This is a genomic window from Microbacterium sp. NPDC078814 (assembly GCF_040702645.1).
In the GTDB taxonomy this organism is placed as follows: Bacteria; Actinomycetota; Actinomycetes; order Actinomycetales; family Microbacteriaceae; genus Microbacterium.
In genome coordinates, this window is record NZ_JBFBLT010000008.1 from 39468 (window position 1) to 58530 (window position 19063).

Sequence of the window (19063 nt, forward strand, 5' to 3'; positions counted from 1 at the left end):
CGGGCGTCAGAGCTCGACGCCGTGGTCCTCGTCGTTCACGCCCGCGTTGTGGCCGCGGCGGGACTCGTAGCCGAGGAACCAGCCGAACCACACGATCGCGGCGAGCAGCACGCCCAGCCAGACGTTCTGGAAGATGAGGCCGAGGACGACACCGGCGATCAGCAGGCCGACCGTGACGAAGATGCGCAGGGCGGTACGGGACATGCGCTCAGCATACGTCGGTCGCTGCGATCACAGACCGATCAGCGTCGGCGGTGGTCCTCTGGGGCGAGCCGGGGCCCGCGCCGTGCCTCGGCGACGCCGCTCGCGAAGATGAGCCGGATGACGCGCTGCCGGTGGCCGGCCCAGGGAGCGAGCAGTTCGATCATGCCGTCATCGTCCGTGCGGTGCCCGGTCAGGGCATGCCCGACCTCGTGCGCCAGATGGTAGTCGCCGACACTGACGGCATCGGGGTCGCCCAGCGCGCGGATCCGGGTCTCCGCAGCGGTCCAGACGCCGACTCCGGGCAGGCTCGTGAGCACGCGGTCACGGTCAGCGCCGGTCGTGGCTGCTCGGACGGCAGCGGCGATGCGGTCGCCGCGCTCCGCCGCCCGCACGATGGTCTTCGACTGGGGCGGCTCCACTCCGGCGCGATGCCACGCCCAGGACGGGATGCGTCGCCACTGCGCCGCCGTGGGAGCGACGGCCATCGGTCGCGGCGTCGGCCCCGGTGCCGGGTCGCCGTAGCGCGACACGAGGTACCTCCAGGCGCCGAAGGCCTGCATGGAGGTGACCTTCTGCTCGAGGATGCCGCAGGCGAGGGCATCGAAGACCTCATCCGTCCGCGCGAGCCGGATGCCGGGGTGCCGCCGGGCCGCCTCGGCGATGAGGGGGTGCAGGGAGGGATCGAAGCCGGTCGGGTCGTCGCCGGCACCGCACAGCGCCGGCACGAGGGCGAGGGCGTGCTCGGCACCCGGGCCCCAGGCGGTCGCCTTGACCTCGTTCCCCGACATCCGCAGGGCGAGCGTCGAGGGGCCCTGCGGCGTGCGGACCGCGCGCCAGATGACCGGGCCGTCGAAGACCATCGTCGGATCGGTGCCGCCGCGGCGCAGCATGCCGACGGTGCGCCGGAGATCGAGCGGCTGCGGCGGGCGGTACGTCGTCTCCCGCGGAGAGTCCGCGCGGACGGCGCCCGCCGTCGCGGGGGCGGCGGCGAGGGTCATGCGCCCACCCTACGCGCGGCTCCTGACACCGGCCTCCCGGCGAGGGGAGCGCGTCAGAAGCGGTCGGGCGACGGGGTTCCGTGGCCGTAGCGGATGACGACGTCGGCGTGACGGTCGAACCGGTAGCCGATGCCGCGCACGGTCCGGACGATGTCCTCGTAGCGGCCGAGCTTCGCCCGCAGCCGGCGCACGTGCACGTCGATCGTGCGCTCGCCCGGCGTCTCGTCGTCCTGGGCCTGCCAGAGGGCGGCGACGAGCTCGCTGCGCTCGATCGTGCGGCCCTCGCGGAGGACGAGGTACTGCAGCAGCTCGAACTCCTTGTAGGTGAAGGCGGCGGACTCGCCGTCGATGAGCACGCGCTTGCGGGAGATGTCGACGGTGACGCCGGACTCCTCGGGCGTGGTCTCCTCCTCGGCGGCGGCCTTGGTGCGGGCGATCGCGCCGGGCTCCTGCAGGGCGAGACGCACGACGTCGAGGTCTCGGCCGCCGGAGCCGTGCGGGGCGAGGGCGACGGTGGCGTGGGTCTCGGCGCCGGGCGCGAGCTCGGCCAGCGTGCGGCGGAGGGCGTCGACGAGCAGCGGAAGGCTCACACCGGCTTCGGCGGCCTTGATCTCGTCCAGGCCGACGTAGAGGGCGAAGCCGCGGGGCGAGCGGACGGCGGGGAGGTCGGCGCCGGCCGGGGCCAACGGGGCCGACGGCTCGGCGGGTCGGACGGTGCGGTTCGGGGCGGTGACGGCGGGACGCTCGAGAAGGGCGGAGTTCGACATGATGATGGGTCCTCAGGACGTGAGCCCGACGGGAGGGGGCTCGGATGCGTTGCACGAATGACCGGCGGAGCCGGGGAAGCGAGCACGGGTGTGTGCTCGGGACGCTGCTCTCGCAGATGGCGAGGAGTCAGGTCAGGCGAGGTGGCTGTTCGTTCAGCGACACATTCGGCAACACATGTCAACGCGACCGGGCATCATCATCCCGGCAGTCCCGTTCGCCTCCTGGGCGGACAAAGGGCGTGCGTTGATGGTCATGGGGGGATTATGTCCGATCGTGACGGGACATGTCAAAACGCCCGGGCGCGTCGCAAGAGGCGTAACGTGACACGGATGACGATCTCGCACACCGTCGGCGGCTTCATCCTGACCGACGAGAAGGACGCATCGCGGTACACCCTCACGCGCGACGGGAAGCTCGTCAGCGTGCTCGACTACCGGGACGACGGCCACACGGTCGCGCTCACCCGGGCCTACACGGTTCCGGCATTCCGCGGGAACGGGTACGCCGGGAAGGTGGTCGAGGGGGCCGTGGCCGACATCGCGGAGCGCGGCGACCGCAAGGTGGACGCCGTCTGCTGGTACGTGGCGGAGTGGTTCGCCGCGCACCCCGAGCAGTCGGGTCTTCTCCGCACGCGCTGACCTTCCGGCTGTATGACGGACTGTTACGGCCGCCGCCTGCGAGGATGAGGGCATGAGACTCGCCGAAGCCCTCGCCGCCCGCGCCGACCTGCAGCGCCGCATCGAGCAGCTGCGGGCGCGCATCGTCGCGAACGCCCGGTACCAGGAGGGCGAGGAGCCCGCCGAGGACGCGACGGCGTTGATCGAGGAGGCGGAGGCCGCGTTGACCCGGCTGCAGAGCCTCATCCGCCGCATCAACGTCACGAACGCCCGGCTCGACCTCGGCCCGGACGGGACGATGACCGATGCGCTGGCCGCGCGGGACGTGCTGCGTCTGCGTCACGCCGTGCTCACGGACGCGGCGGGCGCGGCCTCGGGGGCGAATGAGCAGTACCTGCGGCAGATGCGCTCGGAGCTGCGGCAGGTGTCGGCGCTGCCCGTCGCCGCGCTGCGTGCGCGGGCGGATGCGGTCGCCCAGGAGCTCCGAGAGCTCGACAACCGGATCCAGCAGGCGAACTGGTCGCATGACCTCGAGGAGGAGAGCGGAAGTCGGTAGTCGCGACGGAGCGGGCACAACCCTCAGCCGGCGGGGCAAGCCCGGCTCCTGTGGGCGGAGGGCAGCCCTGATCTCGCATCGCGCAGCCCCGCACGCCGCACAGGTGAAGGTGCACAGCGCATCTCGCATCACCGCGTGCCGGCCGCCGCGACGAGGGTGGGTCAGGGGACCTTCCGCTTCCTCCTCGTGACTCGGGAGACGGCGCTCCCGGCACGCCTCGGAGGGAATGTCCGAGGGTCTTCGTACCGTGGGGGTATGCGGATCCTGCACACCTCGGACTGGCACATCGGCCGGACGTTCCATGGCAACTCCACCATGGATGCGCTCGCCGAGGTGCTCGCCGCCCTGACCACGCAGGTCAGGGAGCACGAGGTGGACGTCGTCATCGTCGCGGGCGACGTGTTCGACTCCGCCACGCCCTCGGCCGCCGCCTACACCCTGCTCGGAGACGCTCTCGTCGGTCTGCACGAGACGGGAGCGCGGGTGGTCGTCACCAGTGGCAACCACGACTCCGCCGCGCGGTTGGGATTCCAGGCCCGGCTGCTGCGCGACGGCATCCACGTGCTCACCGATCCCCTCGCGGTCGGCACGCCCGTCACGATCGACGATGCCCACGGTCCCGTGCACTTCTTCGGTATCCCGTACCTGGAGCCCGCGATCGTCCGCCAGCACTGGCCGGAGGGCGACGCCGAGGGGCGGCAGCTGCGCACGCAGGCCCAGACCATGACGCACGCGATGACGCTCGTCCGCGCGGGCATGCAGGAGCACGAGGGCCGGTCGGTCGCCATCGCCCACTGCTTCGCCGCGGGCGTGGAGCCGACGGAGGGTCTCGAGCGCGAGGTGCGGCAGGGCGGCCTCGACGTCGTCCCCCTCCGCGCGTTCGACGGCCCCGACTACGTCGCACTGGGCCACATCCACGGTCGCCAGCAGGTGAGCGAGCGGGTGCGGTACGCCGGCGCTCCGCTGCACTACAGCTTCGGCGAACAGCACAAGCCGCGCGGCTCCTGGCTGGTCGACCTGGATGCCGACGGCCTTGCGGGCGTCGAGTGGCTGGAGCTTCCGGTTCCGCGGCGACTGGTCACGCTGACCGGCACCTTCGAGGAGATCCTCTCCGCAGAGAGCGTGGCCGCGCACGCCGACGCCTGGGTGTGCGCCGTCTACACCGACGCCGTGCCGCAGACCGAGCCCATGCGACGGCTCCGCGAGGCGTACCCGCACTGTGCCATGGTGCAGCATCAGCCCGCTGCGACCGGAGAGGAGCGCGAGCGGTCGTACGGTGAGCGGCTGCGGTCCGCGGTGACCGATGCCGACCGGATCGAGGCGTTCCTCGAGCACGTGCGCGCCGGCCAGGGAGCCACCGAGGTCGAACGCGAGCTGATCCGCGAGGTGCTCGACGACCGGGTCCGCGCGGAAGCCCTCGTCTAATGCGGCTGCATCGTCTGGAGGTCGAGGGATTCGGGCCCTTCCGTGCGCGGCAGACCGTGGACTTCGACGCCTTCGCCGACGACGGGATCTTCCTCATCGCCGGCCGCACCGGAGCGGGGAAGTCGAGCATCCTGGATGCGGTCTGCTTCGGGCTGTACGGCGGGGTGCCGCGGTACGACGGCGGGGAGAAGAGGCTCCGCAGCGACCACAGCGAACCGGACGACCCCTCCGAGGTCGTCGTCGAGTTCAGCACGCCGTCCGGCCGCTACCGGGTCACGCGTTCCCCCGAGTACCTCCGGCCGGCCCGGCGGGGAGGAGGCCTGACGAAGCAGGCGGCGGCGGTCTCCCTGGAGGAGCTCACGGACGACGGCTGGGTCGGTCGCGCGGCGCGGGCCGTCGACGTGGCGCACGAACTCGACGACATCCTTCAGCTCAGCCGCGAGCAGTTCCTGCAGGTGATCCTGCTGGCCCAGAACCGGTTCTCGGAGTTCCTGCTCGCAGGCAGCAGGGACCGGCAGGCGCTGCTGCGCCGGCTCTTCGGCACCGAGCGTTTCGAAGACGTACAGGCGCGGTTCGACGAGCGGCGGCGCCACGCCGAGCAGAGCCTCGGGGCGCGTCTCGCCACGGTGTCCGCCCGGCTGGACGAGGCCGAGCGCCTCGTGGCGGATGCCGACCTCGGGCGCGACGCCGGCGACGCCGACGGCGAGGTCGGACCGGAGGCGCAGGGGGAGGGCCTCACGACGGCCGATCGCCTGGCGGAGCTGGAACGGGCGCAGGCTCGCGCTGCGTACCGGGCGGAACGGCGCGCTGCCGAGCGTCAGGAGGCGGAGAGGCGGTTCGAGGCCGCCGATGCTGTTCTGGCCGCCGCACGGGAGGATCAACGCGCCCAGAGCGAGCGCGACCGTGCCCGTGCGGCGATGGCGCGTCTGGACGCCGAGGAGGAAGCCATCGCCGAGGCGAAGGCGGAGCTCGCCAGGGCGCGGGCGGCCGAGGTGCTGCGGTCCTCGATCACCGCGGCCGACCGTGCCGTGACGGCGGCTGATGACGCGGTGGCTGCGGAGAAGCGCGCACGCGCGGACTGGGATCAGCTCGGTGTCGAGACCGACGACCTCGATGCGTGGATCGCCGACCGGACACGGGCCTCCGGGGTCTGGGAGCGCGCCGTCGTGCTGGAGGCCGAGGCGCCGCGCCGCGCCGCCGAGCGCGTCACTGCAGAGGAGGCCGTCGCCACCGCCGAGCGCCGGTGCGCCGACGGCGAGGCGGAGCGCGCGGCGCTGCCCGAACGGATCGCCGCCGTCACCGCGGAGCGGGATGACGCCCGTCGGCTCGGCGACCGGCTCCCCGCCATGGAGAGCGCGCGCGTCGATGCCGAGCTCCGCCGGGAGGCGGCGGAAGAGGCGGCACGTCTGCAGCAGGAGTGCGCCGCGGCCGACCGGGTCCTCGCCGAGGCGACGTCCGCGCAGGCCGCCGCGCAGTCGGCTCTGGCCGAGCTGCGCCACCGCCGGATCGACGGCATGGCCGGGGAGCTGGCGTCCGCTCTGATCGAGGGTCACCCCTGCCCGGTGTGCGGGGCGCGGGAGCACCCGGCCCCGGCAGACCACAGCGCCGCGGTCTCCGTGGAGGACATCGCGGCTGCGGAGACCCGGAGGGACGAGGCGGCGCGCCGCGAGCAGCAGGCGAGCTCGACCTGCACGTCGCTGCAGGTCGAGCTCGCTGCGGCTCTGGCGCGCGCGGACGGGCGAGACGTCGAGACGGCGAAGGCCGAGCTCGATGCCGCCGTGGCCGCCGAGAAGGAGGCCCTCGCCGCGGCCGAGGCCGCGCGGCTGCGCGACGGCGAGCTCGTCGAACTCGGCGCCCAGCAGAGCGCGCTCGAGGAGCGGCGCGTCCAGGACGAGGCGGCCCTCGCCGAAGCCCGCGAGCAGCTCGCCCTGGTCGTCCAGCGCGACGAGGCCGCCCGTACGGCGATCGACGAGGCGCGAGGGAGCTACGCGTCGGTGGCTGAGCGCATGACGGAGGCCACCACCCACCTCGCCGTCGCACGCCGCCTCCTCGACGCCGAAGCCGAACGGGCGCGGAGGCAGCAGGCGGCCGCGGAGGCGGCTGCCGAGAGGGATGCCGCCCTCGACGCCTCCGAGTTCTCCGACGTCGAGGCCGCCACCGCGGCGCTGCGTCCGCCGGCGGTGCAGACGGAGCTGGACGAGCGGGTGACGACGCACGCCGTGCAACGGGAGAAGGAGCGCGCCCTGCTCTTCGACCTCGAGCTGCGCACGCTGCCGGATGAGCCGATCGACCTCGCGCCCCATGAGCAGGCGGCGCTCGACGCCAGAGCGGCATGGTCCGCCGCCGTCGACGAGGCCACCAGGGCGGCAGGCGACGCGGTGCGGCTGGCCGGCCTCATCGACGCTGCGAAGGACGAACATGCCCGCACGGCGGAGGATGCCGCGGCGTTCGAGGTGCTCCAGGCCCTCGCCGACACAATCGCCGGACGAGGGGCGAACACCCGCAAGATGACGCTGGAGACCTTCGTGCTGGCGGCGGAGCTCGAGGAGATCGTCGACGCCGCGAACCGCCGGCTCCACGACATGTCCGAAGGACGCTACCGCCTGCAGCACTCCGACGCCCTGGCTGCGCGCGGTGCGGCGTCCGGGCTGGGCATCGTGGTCGCCGACGCCTTCACCGGGCAGACCCGTCCGCCGCAGTCGCTCTCGGGCGGCGAGACCTTCCTCACCTCCCTCGCGCTCGCCCTCGGACTGGCCGAGGTCGTGACGGCCCGCGCCGGAGGCATCCGCCTGGACACGCTGTTCATCGACGAGGGATTCGGGTCGCTCGACGGCGACACGCTCGACGTCGCGATGCGCACGCTCGACGAGCTGCGGCAGGGCGGTCGCACGGTCGGCGTCATCAGCCACGTCGAGGCGATGCAGGAGCAGATCCCCGCGCAGCTCACGGTCCGTGCGCTGCCGAACGGACCGAGCGTCATCGAGACGCGCTGAGGTCAGACCCCGTATTCGGCGCGGATCACCTCGCGCAGCTCGATGCTGCACCGGGCGATGGCCTCGCGGAAGTCGGCCAGGGCGCCGTCCTCCGCCTGGTCGGAAACGGCGCGGAAGGCGCGGATCGGCACGCCGAACTGCCCCGCCACCCAGATGTAGGCGTAGGTCTCCATGTCCACCAGGGCGGCACCCATCGGCCGGATCACGGCGGTGACCTCGGCGTCGTTCACGAAGTGATCACCCGTGGCGATCACGACGCCCTCGCGGCCTGTGGTCACCTGCGGCGGAAGCGAGACGTGCCGTCCGACGACGCCGTCCAGGTCGATCACGTCGTGCTGAACCGCGGTCGCGATCTCGTGCACCGCGTACGCACGCCCCTTCTCGATGGAGCCCGCGGTGCCGACGACGACGACCTCGTCGTAGCTCTTCGCGTCGAGGGCGCGGGTCAGGGCGTACGTCGCCGGCAGCTTTCCGGGGCCGGTGACCAGGCGGTCGAAGCCGTCGAGCTCCTCGGGGAAGGCGGACAGTTCGGACTCGAGGGCGGCGACGAGGAGCTTCACCGCTTCAGTCTCTCAGGTCGCGGCCGGATACCGCGTCCCGGCGCAGTGGCGTGACCCGCACGAAACACGGAAGGGGGATACTGGAGCCGAACCGATGAGCGGAGGACAACGTGTCGTTGCAGAAGCAGATCGCGGAAGACCTGGGCGCCCGGCCCGACATCGATCCCGAAGCGGAGGTGGAGCGTCGCGTCGGCTTCCTCGCGGACTACCTGCGCACGACCGGCGCGAAGGGCTTCGTCCTCGGCATCTCCGGCGGACAGGACTCGACGCTCGCGGGGCGCCTCGCCCAGCTCGCGGTGGAGCGGGTGCGTGCGGAGGGCGGGGAGGCGACCTTCCTCGCGGTGCGCCTGCCCTATCGCGTCCAGCACGACGCCGACGACGCGCAGGCGGCCCTGGACTTCATCGCGCCGGACTCGTCGATCGAGGTCAACATCCAGAACGGCGTCGAAGGCGTCGAGAAGGACATCGAGTCCGCCGTCTCCAGCGACATCTCCGACTTCAACCGCGGCAACATCAAGGCCCGCCTGCGCATGGTCACCCAGTATGCGCTCGCCGGTCACGAGGGTCTGATCGTCATCGGCACCGACCACGCCGCCGAGGCCGTCACGGGGTTCTACACGAAGTTCGGCGACGGGGCCGCTGACGTGCTCCCGCTGGCCGGTCTCACGAAGCGACAGGGGCGGGCCCTGCTCCAGTTCCTGGACGCTCCGGAGCGCCTGGCCTTCAAGGTCCCCACCGCCGACCTCCTCGACGACCAGCCGGGGCGCACGGACGAGGACGAGCTGGGGCTGACGTACGAGCAGATCGACGACTTCCTCGAAGGGCGGGAGGTCGACCCCGAGGTCGCCGGCCGCATCGAGGCGCGGTACCTCGCGACCCAGCACAAGCGTCATCTCCCGGTGACCCCCGACGACACCTGGTGGCGCTGACCGCGACCCGTCGTGCGGGACCGCCCGCTTTTCGCCGTGTCGGATGCCGCGGATAGTGTCGAAGCAGCCGACAGAACGGGAGAATCGTGCGGATCGACACAGGGGCGCAGCGGGTCATCTGGAGCGCGAGCGACCTCAAGGCGGCCGCCGAGTGCGAGTTCGCATGGTCGCGGGCGATCGACGCGAAACTGGGTCGGGTCCCCGCCGTCGAGGAGCCGGAGGACGCGACGCTCCTCCGCGCCGCCCAGCTGGGAGACGTGCACGAGCAGAACGTGCTCGACCGCTACATCCGGGAGCTCGGCGACGAACGGGTGCACCGGATCGCCAAGGTCTCCTCGAGCGATCCTGAGGCGCTCGCGGCCGCCGTCGACGAGACGCTGAGCGCTCTGCGGTCCGACGCGCTGGTCGTCTTCCAGGCGGCCTTCGCCACCGACGAGTTCGTCGGGTTCGCCGACTTCCTCCGCCGCGATGCGGACGGACGCTGGCGGGTGCAGGACTCGAAGCTCGCCCGAAAGGCCCGCGTGACCGCCCTCATGCAGCTCGCGGCATATGTCGATCAGCTCGACCGGCTCGGCATCCCTCGAGCCGACGAGGTCGACCTCATCCACGGGGACAACAGCGTCAGCACGCACGCCGTCGACGACCTCCTTCCGCTGTTCCGTGTGCGTCGGTCGCGGCTGCGCGCTCTCATCGCGGACCGCGCCGTGGCCGATGGCGCCGCCGGGGCGCCCCTCGCGTGGGGTGACGACCGCGGCGACCTGCGCGTGGTCGCCTGCGGGCGCTGCGCCACCTGCGAGGAGCAGGTGCTGGCCCACCGGGACCTCCTTATGGTCGCCCGCATGCGTCCGGTGCAGCGGGCCCGTCTCCGCGCCGCCGGGATCCTCACGATCGACGACCTGGCTGCGGCGACGCAGGCCCCCGAGGGCATGAACGTCGACACCTTCGAGAACCTCCGCGCCCAGGCCCGGGTGCAGCTGCGGGCGGATGCCGAGGGCGCGGCGACGTACGACGTGCACTACGCCGCGGCGATCCACACCCTCCCGGTGCCCAGCCACGGCGACATCTTCTTCGACTTCGAGGGCGATCCGCTGTACACCGAGCCCGCCCCCGACGGCGAGGCGGAGTGGGGCATCGACTACCTGTTCGGCTGGGTCGACAACGCCGACCAGTACACCGCTCTCTGGGCGCACTCGTTCGCGGAGGAACGCCGGGCGCTGGAGACCTTCCTCGACTTCGTGAAGGTGCGCCGCGCCGCGCACCCCGGCATGCACATCTACCACTACGCCCCCTACGAGACCTCGCATCTGGTCGCGATGGCCGCCCGCCACGGCGTGCGCGAGGGCGAGGTGGACCGCCTCCTCCGCGAAGGCGTGTTCGTCGACCTGTACCCGCTGGTGCTGCGCACCGTGCGGGTCGGGTCGCGGTCCTACTCCATCAAGAAGCTCGAGCCGCTCTACATGGGGGAGGACGTGCGCACGAGCGACGTCCAGAAGGGCGACGACTCCATCGTGCAGTATGTCGCGGCGCGGGAACTCGCGGCAGCGGGCGCGCAGGCCGAGGCCGACGCCGTGCTCGCCGACCTCGCCGACTACAACCGCTACGACTGCGTCTCGACCCGCCGGCTGCGCAACTGGCTCATCGAGATCGCCCGCGCGGAGGGCGTGACGCCGGCCCCGCCGGACGATGCGGACGAGGTCATCTACGAGCCGTCGCCGCGTTCGCTCGCTCTGCTCGGCGACGCGGAGCGTGCGGTGGAGGTCGGTGACGACGGGCTCGTGCACCGGATCGCGGCGGCCGCCATCGACTACTTCCCGCGCGAGGCGAAGAGCTTCTGGGTCGCGCACTTCCAGCGGCTTCGGGAGCCGGTCACCATGTGGGACGGCACGCGCGACGTGGTGAAGGTCGATGCGACCCGCTCGCGGGTGCGCCGCGACTGGAGCATCGGCGAAGGCCGCCGAGTGCTGTCGCGGGAGCTCGAGATCCGCGGCGAGGTGTCCCCGGGCACGACGCTCGGCCCCGGCGCGCAGCCGTTCGCGCTCTACGACGTCCCGGCCCCGTTCGACACCGACGTCCCGTCGCGGGCCGTGCACGTGCCGCACGGGGTCACAGTCGTCGAGGTGCTGGACGACGGGTACCTCGTGGTCGAGTCCGCCGTGCAGGGACAGACCTGGGACGACCTCCCCGTCGCGTTGACCCCTGCCGCGCCGCCTCGCGTGGTGTCGCTGCAGCAGGCGATCGACGAGTGGGCGGACGCGGTGCACGCGGCCGCCCCCGACTTCCCGGAGGACGCGGCCACCGACATCCTGCGCCGCCTGCCTCCGCGCACGGTGTCGGGGAACGCGCTTCCGGCCGCCGGCGACGATCCGATCGACGCGATCGTCCGCGGAGTCCTCGACCTCGACCGCAGCTACCTCGCGGTGCAGGGGCCTCCGGGCACAGGGAAGACCTACACCGGCTCGCAGGTGATCGCCCGGCTCGTCAACGAGCACGGCTTCCGCATCGGCGTCGTCGCGCAGTCCCACGCGATCATCGAGACGCTCCTGGAGCGCGTCGTCGCCGACGGTGTCGCCCCGGGTCAGGTGGCGAAGTGCCCCAAGGATGCCGACGCCGATCCCGGCTACACGGTGATCCCGAAGACCGGGATGGCCGCCTTCCTCGCCGAGCATGAGAACGAGGGTGCCGTCGTGGGCGGCACCGCGTGGGACTTCAGCAACACGCAGCGGGTCGCCAGGGGAGAGCTCGACCTGCTCGTGATCGACGAGGCCGGACAGTTCTCGCTCGCCTCCACCATCGCGGTGGCCGCCGGTGCGCAGCGGCTCCTGCTCCTCGGCGACCCTCAGCAGCTGCCCCAGGTCAGCCAGGGCGCCCACCCGGAGCCGGTGGACACCTCTGCGCTCGGCTGGGTGATGGACGGCGATCCCGTCGTGCGTCCGGAGTACGGCTACTTCCTCGCCCGCTCCTGGCGCATGCACCCGTATGTCGCGGCTCCGGTGTCGAAGCTCGCCTACGCCGGGAAGCTCGCGTCCGCTCCCGGTACCGAGCGGCGCGCGGTCGAGGGCATCGACCCGGGCCTCCACGTGGTGCCGCTGCGGCACCGCGGCAACGCGACCCAGTCCCCGGAGGAAGCCGCCGAGGTGGTGCGTATCGTCCGCGACCTCGTCGGCCGCACCTTCCACGACAACGACGCGGAGGGCAGCGTCCGCCCGCTGAAGCCGGAGGACATCATCGTGGTGGCGCCGTACAACGCGCAGCGGCAGCTCGTGCACGATGCGCTCGCGGCGGCCGGTTTCGGCGGGGTCCCGGTGGGGACCGTCGACAACTTCCAGGGCAAGGAGGCGGTCGTCTCTATCACGACGCTCGCCGCGTCGAGCGGTCGGGATGCCCCGCGGGGCCCGGAGTTCCTGCTGCTGCAGAACCGGCTCAACGTGGCGATCTCCCGCGCGCAGGTCGTGGCCTACCTCATCCACTCGCCGGCGCTGCTCGACGATCTGCCGTACACGCCCGAGGGCGTCGCGAGGCTCAGCGCCTTCGCCCGCCTGGTGGGCGCGGCTGAAGAGGAGGGATCATGATGTCGTCCGTCCCCGGGTCTGCTTCCGTCGAGACGCCGACGGCCGATGAGATCCTGCGCGCCGCCGCCGCAGGGGCGTGGTTTCCTCGCGGCAGCGAGGACGCCCGCGACGATCTGCTGCTCGTGCGCTACCCGGAGCGGTTCGGAGGCGGCGTCCGCGGCTCCCAGGTGACGTCGACGCGGCCCGCCGCCGAGGTGCTGGACGGAGCGCTGGAACGCACCAGAGCCTGGGGTGAGGACGTCTTCACGTTCTGGACCAACCCCGCGGACGACCCGGACCTCGAGGACGAGCTCCAGCGCCGCGGTGCGGTGCACTTCGACACCGTCACGGTGTTCGCGCGTCCGACCATCGGAGCCGCGGTCGACGTGCCGCCCGGGGTCACCGCCGAGGTCGTGCGCACGAGGGACCAGCTCCGCGAGGTCGACGCGATCGACGTCCCCGTCTGGGAGCAGCAGCCGCTGGACGAGGACGGTCTGGACGCCGAGTTCGCTGAACTCACCGCAGCCCTGTCCACGGGGGAGGGTTTCCGGGTGCTCGGCCGCATCGACGGTCGCGCGGTGAGCACCGGCGGCTGCACGATCGTCGACGGGTTCACTCGCCTGTGGGGAGCGGCGACACTCGACGCCCACCGCGGGCGCGGTGTCTATCGGGCGGTCCTCGCGGAGCGCCTGCGACAGAGCGCCGCGCGCGGGGCCGCAACGGCGCTCGTCAAGGGCCGCGTCTCGACCTCGGCACCGATCCTCGCGAGGGCCGGCTTCACGCGTTACGGCGAGGAGCGTGGCTACCGCCTGACCCTCTGACGCGAGTCGAGAGCGCGAGCGAGGTCAGACGGTGCCGTAGAGGCGGTCGCCTGCATCGCCGAGGCCGGGCACGATGTAGCCCTTCTCGTCGAGGCGCTCGTCGAGCGCTCCGAGGACGAGGGTCACATCACGGTCGCCCGCCATCGCCTCGATCGCGGCCACGCCCTCCGGGGTGCCCAGCAGGCAGATCGCGGTGACGTCCTTCGCGCCGCGGTCGAACAGGAACTGGATGGCCGCGGCCAGCGAGCCGCCGGTCGCCAGCATCGGGTCGATCGCGAAGCACTGACGGTCGGAGAGGTCGTCCGGAAGCCGCTCGGCGTAGGTGGTGGGCTCGAAGGTCTCCTCGTCGCGGACCATGCCGAGGAAACCGACCTCCGCGGTGGGGAGGAGCTTGACGAGGCCTTCGAGCATGCCGAGACCGGCGCGCAGGATCGGCACGACGATGGGCCGCGGCTCGGAGATCTTCACGCCCGTGGTCGTGGTGACCGGCGTCGTGATCTCGATCGGCGTGACCTTCACATTCCGCGTCGCCTCGTACGCGAGGAGCGTCACGAGCTCCTCGGTCAGCTGGCGGAAGACCGGCGACGGGGTGCGCGCGTCGCGCAGCACCGAGAGCTTGTGGGTGATGAGAGGGTGGTCGGCGACGTGAACACGCATGGATACAGGCTAATGCGCGCCGCGTCCGCGCACGACATCGGGTGCCGTGGCGGCCACCCCGCCTCGTGCTGCCGTAGGCTCGGGGCATGACCGCCGCCGACCGCCTCGCGATGCAGCGGGCGCTCGAGCTCGCCGCCGAGGCCGCCACCGCCGCGGAGATCCCCGTCGGCGCCGTCGTGCTCGACGCGGACGGCCGTGTCGTGGCCGAAGGGCGGAACACCCGGGAGGCTACGCACGACCCGACCGGGCACGCCGAGATCGAGGCGATCCGCGCCGCGGCGTCGGCCCGCGGGTCGTGGAACCTCGACGGCTGCACACTCGTCGTCACCCTCGAGCCCTGCGTGATGTGCGCCGGCGCGATCCTCCAGGCACGCATCGGCCGCGTGGTCTTCGGCGCGTGGGACGACAAGGCGGGAGCGGCCGGCTCGATGTACGACGTGCTGCGCGACCGCCGCCTGCCCTATCGCGCGGAGGTGATCGGCGGCGTGGACGAGCACGCGTCCATCGCTCTGCTCCGCGCCTTCTTCGAGGACCGTCGCTGAACGCTCAGTCCGAGGACTTGAGGACGAAGACGTCCGTCGAGGGCTCCGGATCGATCGCGGGACGGTAGACGTCCGGTTCGATGTAGACGACCCGGGCGACCGGCACGGCGGCGCGGATGCGGGCCTCGATCTCGTCGATGTCGTCCGCGACCTCGCGCAGCGGCTTGTCGGCGTTGAGGGCGATCTTCGCGGCGACCATCAGCTCGTCCGGCCCGAGGTAGAGGGTCTTCATGTGGATGATCTTCTCGATCTCCGGACCGTCGTTGATCGCGTCCACGATGCGGTCGTAATCGGCGGGGGTCGCGCCCTCGCCGACGAGCAGGCTCTTGGTCTCCACACCCAGCACGATCGCGATGAGCACGAGCAGAACGCCGATCATCACCGTGCCCAGGGCGTCGAAGACGGGGTTGCCGGTGAGGAGCGTGAGGCCGACGCCGAGCAGGGCGAAGGTGAGGCCGGTGAGGGCCCCGACATCTTCCAGGAGGACCACGGGGAGCTCCGGCGCCTTGGACCGCCGGACGAAGGAGAACCAGGACTGGCCCTTCTCGCGGACGACGTTGCTCTCGCGCACGGCGGTGCGCAGGGAGAACGACTCCAGGCCGATCGCGATGAACAGCACGACGAGCGGGAGCCACCACCAGGTCTGGTCGATCTCATGCGGGTGGGTGAGCTTCTCCACGCCCTCGTAGATCGCGAAGAGCCCGCCGACGGAGAAGAGGATGATCGACACGACGAACGCGTAGACGTAGCGCTCGCGGCCGTAGCCGAACGGGTGCGCGCGGTCCGCGTGACGCTTCGCCTTGCGGCCGCCGAGCATCAGCAGGAGCTGGTTCCCCGAGTCGGCGACGGAGTGGATCGCCTCGGCGAGCATCGAGGCCGAGCCGGAGAGGGCCCACGCGAGGAACTTCGCGAGAGCGATGCCCAGGTTCGCCAGGAACGCCGCGACGATGGCCTTGCTGCCTCCGGATGCACTCATGCGACGAGTCTAGGACGGGAGTCCGAGCGGCACAGGAGCGCCCGCCGTAGGATGACGACATGGCTGATACGCTCCCGTCCCTCGCGTTCCTCGGTGCCGGATCCATGGGGGGAGCGATCCTCCGCGGCGTGCTCGCGTCTGGCGTCCCGGTGGACGGAGGGATCACCGCGACGAACCGCACGCCGGAGAAGGCGGAGGCGTTCGCGGGCCTCGACGGCGTCACCAGCATCGCGCTGTCCGAGCGGCCGGAGGGCAATGCCGACGCCGTGGCCGGCGCACGGGTGGTCCTGGTCGGGGTGAAGCCGGCGATGGTCCCCGACCTGCTCCGCGAGATCGCGCCGCACCTCAGCCCGGAGACCGTCGTGGTGAGCCTCGCCGCGGGGGTCACGCTGCAGACCTTCGCGGATGTCCTCGGCCCGGAGGCCCGCGTCATCCGCTCGATGCCGAACACCCCGTCGACGATCCGCAAGGGGGTCACCGGGCTCGCGGCCGGCGCCGCGGCGACTCCCGAAGACCTCGCGCTCGTGCGCCGTCTGTTCGAGACGGTGGGGGCGGTGGTGGAGGTCCCCGAGTCGCAGATCGATGCGCTCTCGACGATCTCGGGCTCCGGTCCCGCCTACGTGTTCCTCCTCATCGAGGAGTTCACCGCGGCCGCGCGGGAGATGGGCTTCGCCGACGCGGACGCCCGGCTGCTGGCCGAGCAGACCTTCATCGGTGCAACCGCGCTGCTGGATTCGACGGGGGAGGATCCCGCCGAGCTGCGCCGCCGGGTGACGAGCCCGAAGGGGACGACGGAGCGCGCCGTCGCCGTGCTCCAGGACGCGCATCTGTCCGACACCTTCGCCGCCGCTGCCGCCGCCGCCCTCGCTCGCGCAAAGGAGCTCGCCGCCGGCGCCTGATCCCACCCTCGCGGGAACAGGCGATCACGCGAGTTCAGGCAGCCAGCACCCCTGGAGCCTGAACTCCCGCGAGTGCCTGTTGCGGCGAGGTGTCGCGAGAGCAGGCGATCACGCGAGTTCAGGCAGCCAGTGTTCCTGGAGCCTGAACGCGCGCGAGTGCCTGTTGCGGCGAGGTGCGGCTAGGCCTCGCTGGCGACCTCGGCGAGCACCTCGGGCCAGCGCCGCTGCAGGGTGCGACCGCCGAGGACCGTGCCGCCCCACAGCGCGGCACCACCGAGCACGACGGCGGCTGCGAGGCTCGCCCAGCCCAGGGGCGGGATCCAGATCGACGCGATCGCGAAGCCGAGGGCGGGGCCGCCGAGCAGCAGAGTTATTGGCGACATGATGAGCATCGCGAGGAAGGACTGCGCGCCGCCGGAGGAGCCGCGTCCGAACGGGTTGGCCTCGGGAGCCGGAGCTCGCCCGGGCAGGAACGCGCCCACCCAGGAGCCCGCGCCCGCCGACACCGCCATGAGTCCGAGAGCAGCGCCCAGGCTGCCCGGAAGCAGATCCGGACGCCCGGCCAGCAGACAGGTCACGACGCACAGGAGGATCGTGATCGGCACTGCCACCAGCGCGAACCCGAGCAGGCGTCCGACGCGGTCGGCCGTCCCGCTCACCCCGGTGAGGATGTGCAGCGCGACGGCGTCGTTGTCGTAGGCGATCGCCATCTGCACGATGCTCCCGGCGAGGAGGGCGTTGATCGCGGGGATGAGGGTGATCGCGGGCGCGAAGCCGGTACTGTCCTGCTGCAGCCCGTTCATGAGCGCGAGCCCGAGGAAGATCGCGGGGAGCAGCAGGAGCATCACGATGTTGACGACCTGACGCGGGTCGCGGCGGAAGTAGCGGAGCGTCCGTCCCGCGATGGCGCCGACGGGTCCCGCGGGCAGCAGGCGGTCGAGCACGCCTCCCGAGCGCACGCGTCCGCCCCCGCTCGACTGCAGGGGAGCGACGAGGCGCGCAGCGAGCATCCGGTGCGCGGCAACCCAGAAGACGACGAGGGTGCCGGCGGCGACGAGCAGTCGCAGGAGGGCGGTGACGACGTCGCCCTGTGCCACCGCGGCGGGGACTCCGAACACAGCGGCGACCGGCGTCCATGCGGCGATCTCGGCGACCGCGGTGAAGGCGCCGCCGACGTCGCGCACGGTCGACAGCGCCTGCAGCCCGATGTTGAGGAGGAGGCCGGAGGACGCCAGCAGCACCACGCCGAGGGTGAGGACGAGGTCGCGCGTCCGCCGACGGGCGAGCCACCCCGCGAGCAGACCGCTGACGACGCGGGCGCCGAGGACGCAGGTCGCGAGGGCCACGGGGACCATGAGCACCGCGACGAGGAGGGCCGGCACGCTGACCGACCATCCCACGAGCATCAGCAGCAGGGCCAGGGCGGTGCCGATGCCGCCGATCGTCGTCATCCCCGCCACGACCAGTCCAGGGAGGAGAGCGCGGGCGGTCACCGGGAGCAGGGCGAAGCGCTCGGGGGCCAGCGAGTCGTCCGCACTGACGAGGATCGACCCGATCCACCACCCGAGCACGATGATGGCGCCGGTGAGCACCATCGCGGTCACGGCGGCGTCCGGGGCGCCCACCCGCAGCGCGATCAGACCCACGGTCAGCAGGCCCAGCATGCTCAGCGCGATGAGACCCACGATCACGAGGGTCACGATCATCCAGGGGTTGCGCCTGAGCTGATGTCCGAGCTGTCGCAGCCGCAGGCCTACGAGGAGCGCAACCACGCGAGCGTCTCCGTTCCGAGGTCGTGCGCGCCCACGAGGGTGAGGAAGCGCTCCTGCAGTGTGAGCCCGGCCCGCACCTCGTCGAGGGCGCCGAGGGCGAGCAGACGCCCCTCGGCGACGATGGCGACGCGGTCGCACAGCGACTCGACGAGCTCCATGACGTGGCTGGAGAGGACGACCGTGCCGCCGCCGTCCACGAAGGAGCGCAGGATCTGCCGGATCGTCTGTCCGGAGACCGGGTCGACGGCTTCGAGGGGTTCGTCGAGGATCAGCAGCCGGGGCGCGTGGATGAGCGCGCAGGCCAGGCCGATCTTCTTCTTCATGCCGGCCGAGTAGTCGACGACGAGCGTGTCGCCCGCCTCCGTCAGGCCGAGCGCGTCGAGGAGCTCACCGGAGCGGGAGACGACCTCGGCCTCCGGCATCCCGCGCAGCAGGCCGGTGTACCGCAGCAGCTCGGCGCCGCTGAGCCGGTCGAGCATCCGGATGCCGTCGGGGAGCACGCCCATCCGCGCCTTCGCGGCGGCAGGGTCCTGCCAGACGTCGGCGCCGAGCACCCAGGCCGTCCCGGCGTCCGGGCGCAGGAGCCCGGTGGTCATCGCGAGCGTCGTCGTCTTGCCGGCACCGTTCGGGCCGAGCAGCCCCAGCATCGAGCCCGCGGGGACGTCCAGCGACAGCGCGTCGACGGCGACCTTCTGGCCGAACTGCTTGCGGAGCCCGCGGAGGGCGAGGACGGGCGGTGCGGGGGCGTGATCGCTCATGCCCCCATCCCACCACGCCTGCCGCGACCGGCGCATCCGC

Annotated in this window: 17 protein-coding genes; 9 read left to right on the forward strand and 8 right to left on the reverse strand. The window is 72.2% G+C overall.

Annotation, left to right across the window (positions count from 1 at the left end; translation table 11 throughout):
* Positions 1-6: 6 nt before the first annotated feature.
* The 3 genes from AB0300_RS15135 to AB0300_RS15145 are packed head-to-tail and all read right to left on the reverse strand — an operon-like array spanning position 7 to position 1969.
* Positions 7-204, reverse strand: a complete 198-nt coding sequence (locus tag AB0300_RS15135) for a hypothetical protein (protein WP_025104487.1) — start codon at positions 202-204, stop codon at positions 7-9.
* Between the two features lie 38 nt (positions 205-242).
* Complete coding sequence (locus AB0300_RS15140; RefSeq protein WP_366216328.1) at positions 243-1202, reverse strand: DNA-3-methyladenine glycosylase 2 family protein; 960 nt, start codon at positions 1200-1202, stop codon at positions 243-245.
* A 53-nt stretch (positions 1203-1255) separates the two neighbouring features.
* Complete coding sequence (locus AB0300_RS15145) at positions 1256-1969, reverse strand: winged helix-turn-helix domain-containing protein (RefSeq protein WP_085603874.1); 714 nt, start codon at positions 1967-1969, stop codon at positions 1256-1258.
* Positions 1970-2299: 330 nt separating this feature from the next.
* On the opposite strand from AB0300_RS15145, the gene AB0300_RS15150 reads away from it, so the two are divergent.
* The 4 genes from AB0300_RS15150 to AB0300_RS15165 all read left to right on the forward strand — a co-directional run bounded on the left by AB0300_RS15150 (position 2300) and on the right by AB0300_RS15165 (position 7561).
* Positions 2300-2608 carry a GNAT family N-acetyltransferase gene (locus tag AB0300_RS15150; protein ID WP_025104484.1) on the forward strand — a complete coding sequence of 103 codons (309 nt, stop codon included), beginning with the start codon at positions 2300-2302 and terminating at the stop codon, positions 2606-2608.
* A 52-nt stretch (positions 2609-2660) separates the two neighbouring features.
* Positions 2661-3143, forward strand: a complete 483-nt coding sequence (locus AB0300_RS15155; RefSeq protein WP_366216329.1) for a DIP1984 family protein — start codon at positions 2661-2663, stop codon at positions 3141-3143.
* Positions 3144-3398: 255 nt separating this feature from the next.
* Entirely contained in the window at positions 3399-4568 is a 1170-nt protein-coding gene (locus AB0300_RS15160; protein ID WP_025104482.1) for an exonuclease SbcCD subunit D, read from the forward strand.
* A complete protein-coding gene (locus tag AB0300_RS15165; RefSeq protein WP_366216330.1) occupies positions 4568-7561 on the forward strand; it encodes an SMC family ATPase in 2994 nt (997 codons plus the stop codon). The genes AB0300_RS15160 and AB0300_RS15165 overlap by 1 nt, the downstream gene beginning before the upstream one ends.
* A 2-nt stretch (positions 7562-7563) precedes the next feature.
* Here AB0300_RS15165 and AB0300_RS15170 read toward each other — a convergent pair whose 3' ends face one another.
* The gene (locus AB0300_RS15170; protein ID WP_025104480.1) at positions 7564-8121 is read right to left on the reverse strand and encodes a nucleoside phosphorylase; all 558 of its coding nucleotides are present in this window, start codon (positions 8119-8121) and stop codon (positions 7564-7566) included.
* Positions 8122-8231: 110 nt separating this feature from the next.
* Here AB0300_RS15170 and nadE point away from each other — a divergent pair, with 110 nt between their 5' ends.
* From nadE to AB0300_RS15185, 3 genes are all read left to right on the forward strand, one after another.
* On the forward strand, positions 8232-9050 hold the full coding sequence (gene nadE, locus AB0300_RS15175) for an ammonia-dependent NAD(+) synthetase (protein ID WP_025104479.1): 819 nt from the start codon (positions 8232-8234) through the stop codon (positions 9048-9050).
* A gap of 86 nt (positions 9051-9136) precedes the next feature.
* Entirely contained in the window at positions 9137-12619 is a 3483-nt protein-coding gene (locus tag AB0300_RS15180) for a TM0106 family RecB-like putative nuclease (RefSeq protein WP_366216331.1), read from the forward strand.
* Complete coding sequence (locus AB0300_RS15185; RefSeq protein WP_366216332.1) at positions 12616-13419, forward strand: hypothetical protein; 804 nt, start codon at positions 12616-12618, stop codon at positions 13417-13419. Before AB0300_RS15180 ends, AB0300_RS15185 begins: the two co-directional genes overlap by 4 nt.
* 24 nt (positions 13420-13443) lie before the next feature.
* Here AB0300_RS15185 and upp read toward each other — a convergent pair whose 3' ends face one another.
* Positions 13444-14076 carry a uracil phosphoribosyltransferase gene (upp, locus tag AB0300_RS15190; RefSeq protein ID WP_025104476.1) on the reverse strand — a complete coding sequence of 211 codons (633 nt, stop codon included), beginning with the start codon at positions 14074-14076 and terminating at the stop codon, positions 13444-13446.
* 86 nt (positions 14077-14162) lie between these two features.
* Here upp and AB0300_RS15195 point away from each other — a divergent pair, with 86 nt between their 5' ends.
* Positions 14163-14618, forward strand: coding sequence for a nucleoside deaminase (locus AB0300_RS15195; RefSeq protein WP_036292935.1), 456 nt, complete (start codon positions 14163-14165; stop codon positions 14616-14618).
* Between the two features lie 4 nt (positions 14619-14622).
* Here AB0300_RS15195 and AB0300_RS15200 read toward each other — a convergent pair whose 3' ends face one another.
* Positions 14623-15594 carry a cation diffusion facilitator family transporter gene (locus AB0300_RS15200; protein ID WP_062635673.1) on the reverse strand — a complete coding sequence of 324 codons (972 nt, stop codon included), beginning with the start codon at positions 15592-15594 and terminating at the stop codon, positions 14623-14625.
* Between the two features lie 59 nt (positions 15595-15653).
* Here AB0300_RS15200 and proC point away from each other — a divergent pair, with 59 nt between their 5' ends.
* Positions 15654-16493 (forward strand): pyrroline-5-carboxylate reductase, encoded by an 840-nt coding sequence (gene proC / locus AB0300_RS15205; RefSeq protein WP_366216333.1) that lies wholly within the window; start codon positions 15654-15656, stop codon positions 16491-16493.
* 179 nt (positions 16494-16672) lie between these two features.
* On the opposite strand, the gene AB0300_RS15210 is transcribed toward proC, so the two are convergent.
* Together AB0300_RS15210 and AB0300_RS15215 are read right to left on the reverse strand one after the other, a co-directional pair.
* Positions 16673-18265: a hypothetical protein gene (locus AB0300_RS15210; RefSeq protein ID WP_366216334.1), complete on the reverse strand. Its 1593-nt coding sequence runs from the start codon at positions 18263-18265 to the stop codon at positions 16673-16675.
* Positions 18247-19023 carry an ABC transporter ATP-binding protein gene (locus tag AB0300_RS15215; protein WP_303708492.1) on the reverse strand — a complete coding sequence of 259 codons (777 nt, stop codon included), beginning with the start codon at positions 19021-19023 and terminating at the stop codon, positions 18247-18249. Before AB0300_RS15215 ends, AB0300_RS15210 begins: the two co-directional genes overlap by 19 nt.
* Positions 19024-19063: the final 40 nt, after the last annotated feature.

Bases quoted from the DNA above. Each gene is read 5' to 3' on its own strand.
- AB0300_RS15135 (WP_025104487.1), bottom strand. From the start codon at position 204: ATGTCCCGTACCGCCCTGCGCATCTTCGTCACGGTCGGCCTGCTGATC.
- AB0300_RS15140 (WP_366216328.1), bottom strand. From the start codon at position 1,202: ATGACCCTCGCCGCCGCCCCCGCGACGGCGGGCGCCGTCCGCGCGGAC.
- AB0300_RS15145 (WP_085603874.1), bottom strand. From the start codon at position 1,969: ATGTCGAACTCCGCCCTTCTCGAGCGTCCCGCCGTCACCGCCCCGAAC.
- AB0300_RS15150 (WP_025104484.1), top strand. From the start codon at position 2,300: ATGACGATCTCGCACACCGTCGGCGGCTTCATCCTGACCGACGAGAAG.
- AB0300_RS15155 (WP_366216329.1), top strand. From the start codon at position 2,661: ATGAGACTCGCCGAAGCCCTCGCCGCCCGCGCCGACCTGCAGCGCCGC.
- AB0300_RS15160 (WP_025104482.1), top strand. From the start codon at position 3,399: ATGCGGATCCTGCACACCTCGGACTGGCACATCGGCCGGACGTTCCAT.
- AB0300_RS15165 (WP_366216330.1), top strand. From the start codon at position 4,568: ATGCGGCTGCATCGTCTGGAGGTCGAGGGATTCGGGCCCTTCCGTGCG.
- AB0300_RS15185 (WP_366216332.1), top strand. From the start codon at position 12,616: ATGATGTCGTCCGTCCCCGGGTCTGCTTCCGTCGAGACGCCGACGGCC.
- upp (WP_025104476.1), bottom strand. From the start codon at position 14,076: ATGCGTGTTCACGTCGCCGACCACCCTCTCATCACCCACAAGCTCTCG.
- AB0300_RS15195 (WP_036292935.1), top strand. From the start codon at position 14,163: ATGACCGCCGCCGACCGCCTCGCGATGCAGCGGGCGCTCGAGCTCGCC.
- AB0300_RS15200 (WP_062635673.1), bottom strand. From the start codon at position 15,594: ATGAGTGCATCCGGAGGCAGCAAGGCCATCGTCGCGGCGTTCCTGGCG.
- proC (WP_366216333.1), top strand. From the start codon at position 15,654: ATGGCTGATACGCTCCCGTCCCTCGCGTTCCTCGGTGCCGGATCCATG.
- AB0300_RS15215 (WP_303708492.1), bottom strand. From the start codon at position 19,023: ATGAGCGATCACGCCCCCGCACCGCCCGTCCTCGCCCTCCGCGGGCTC.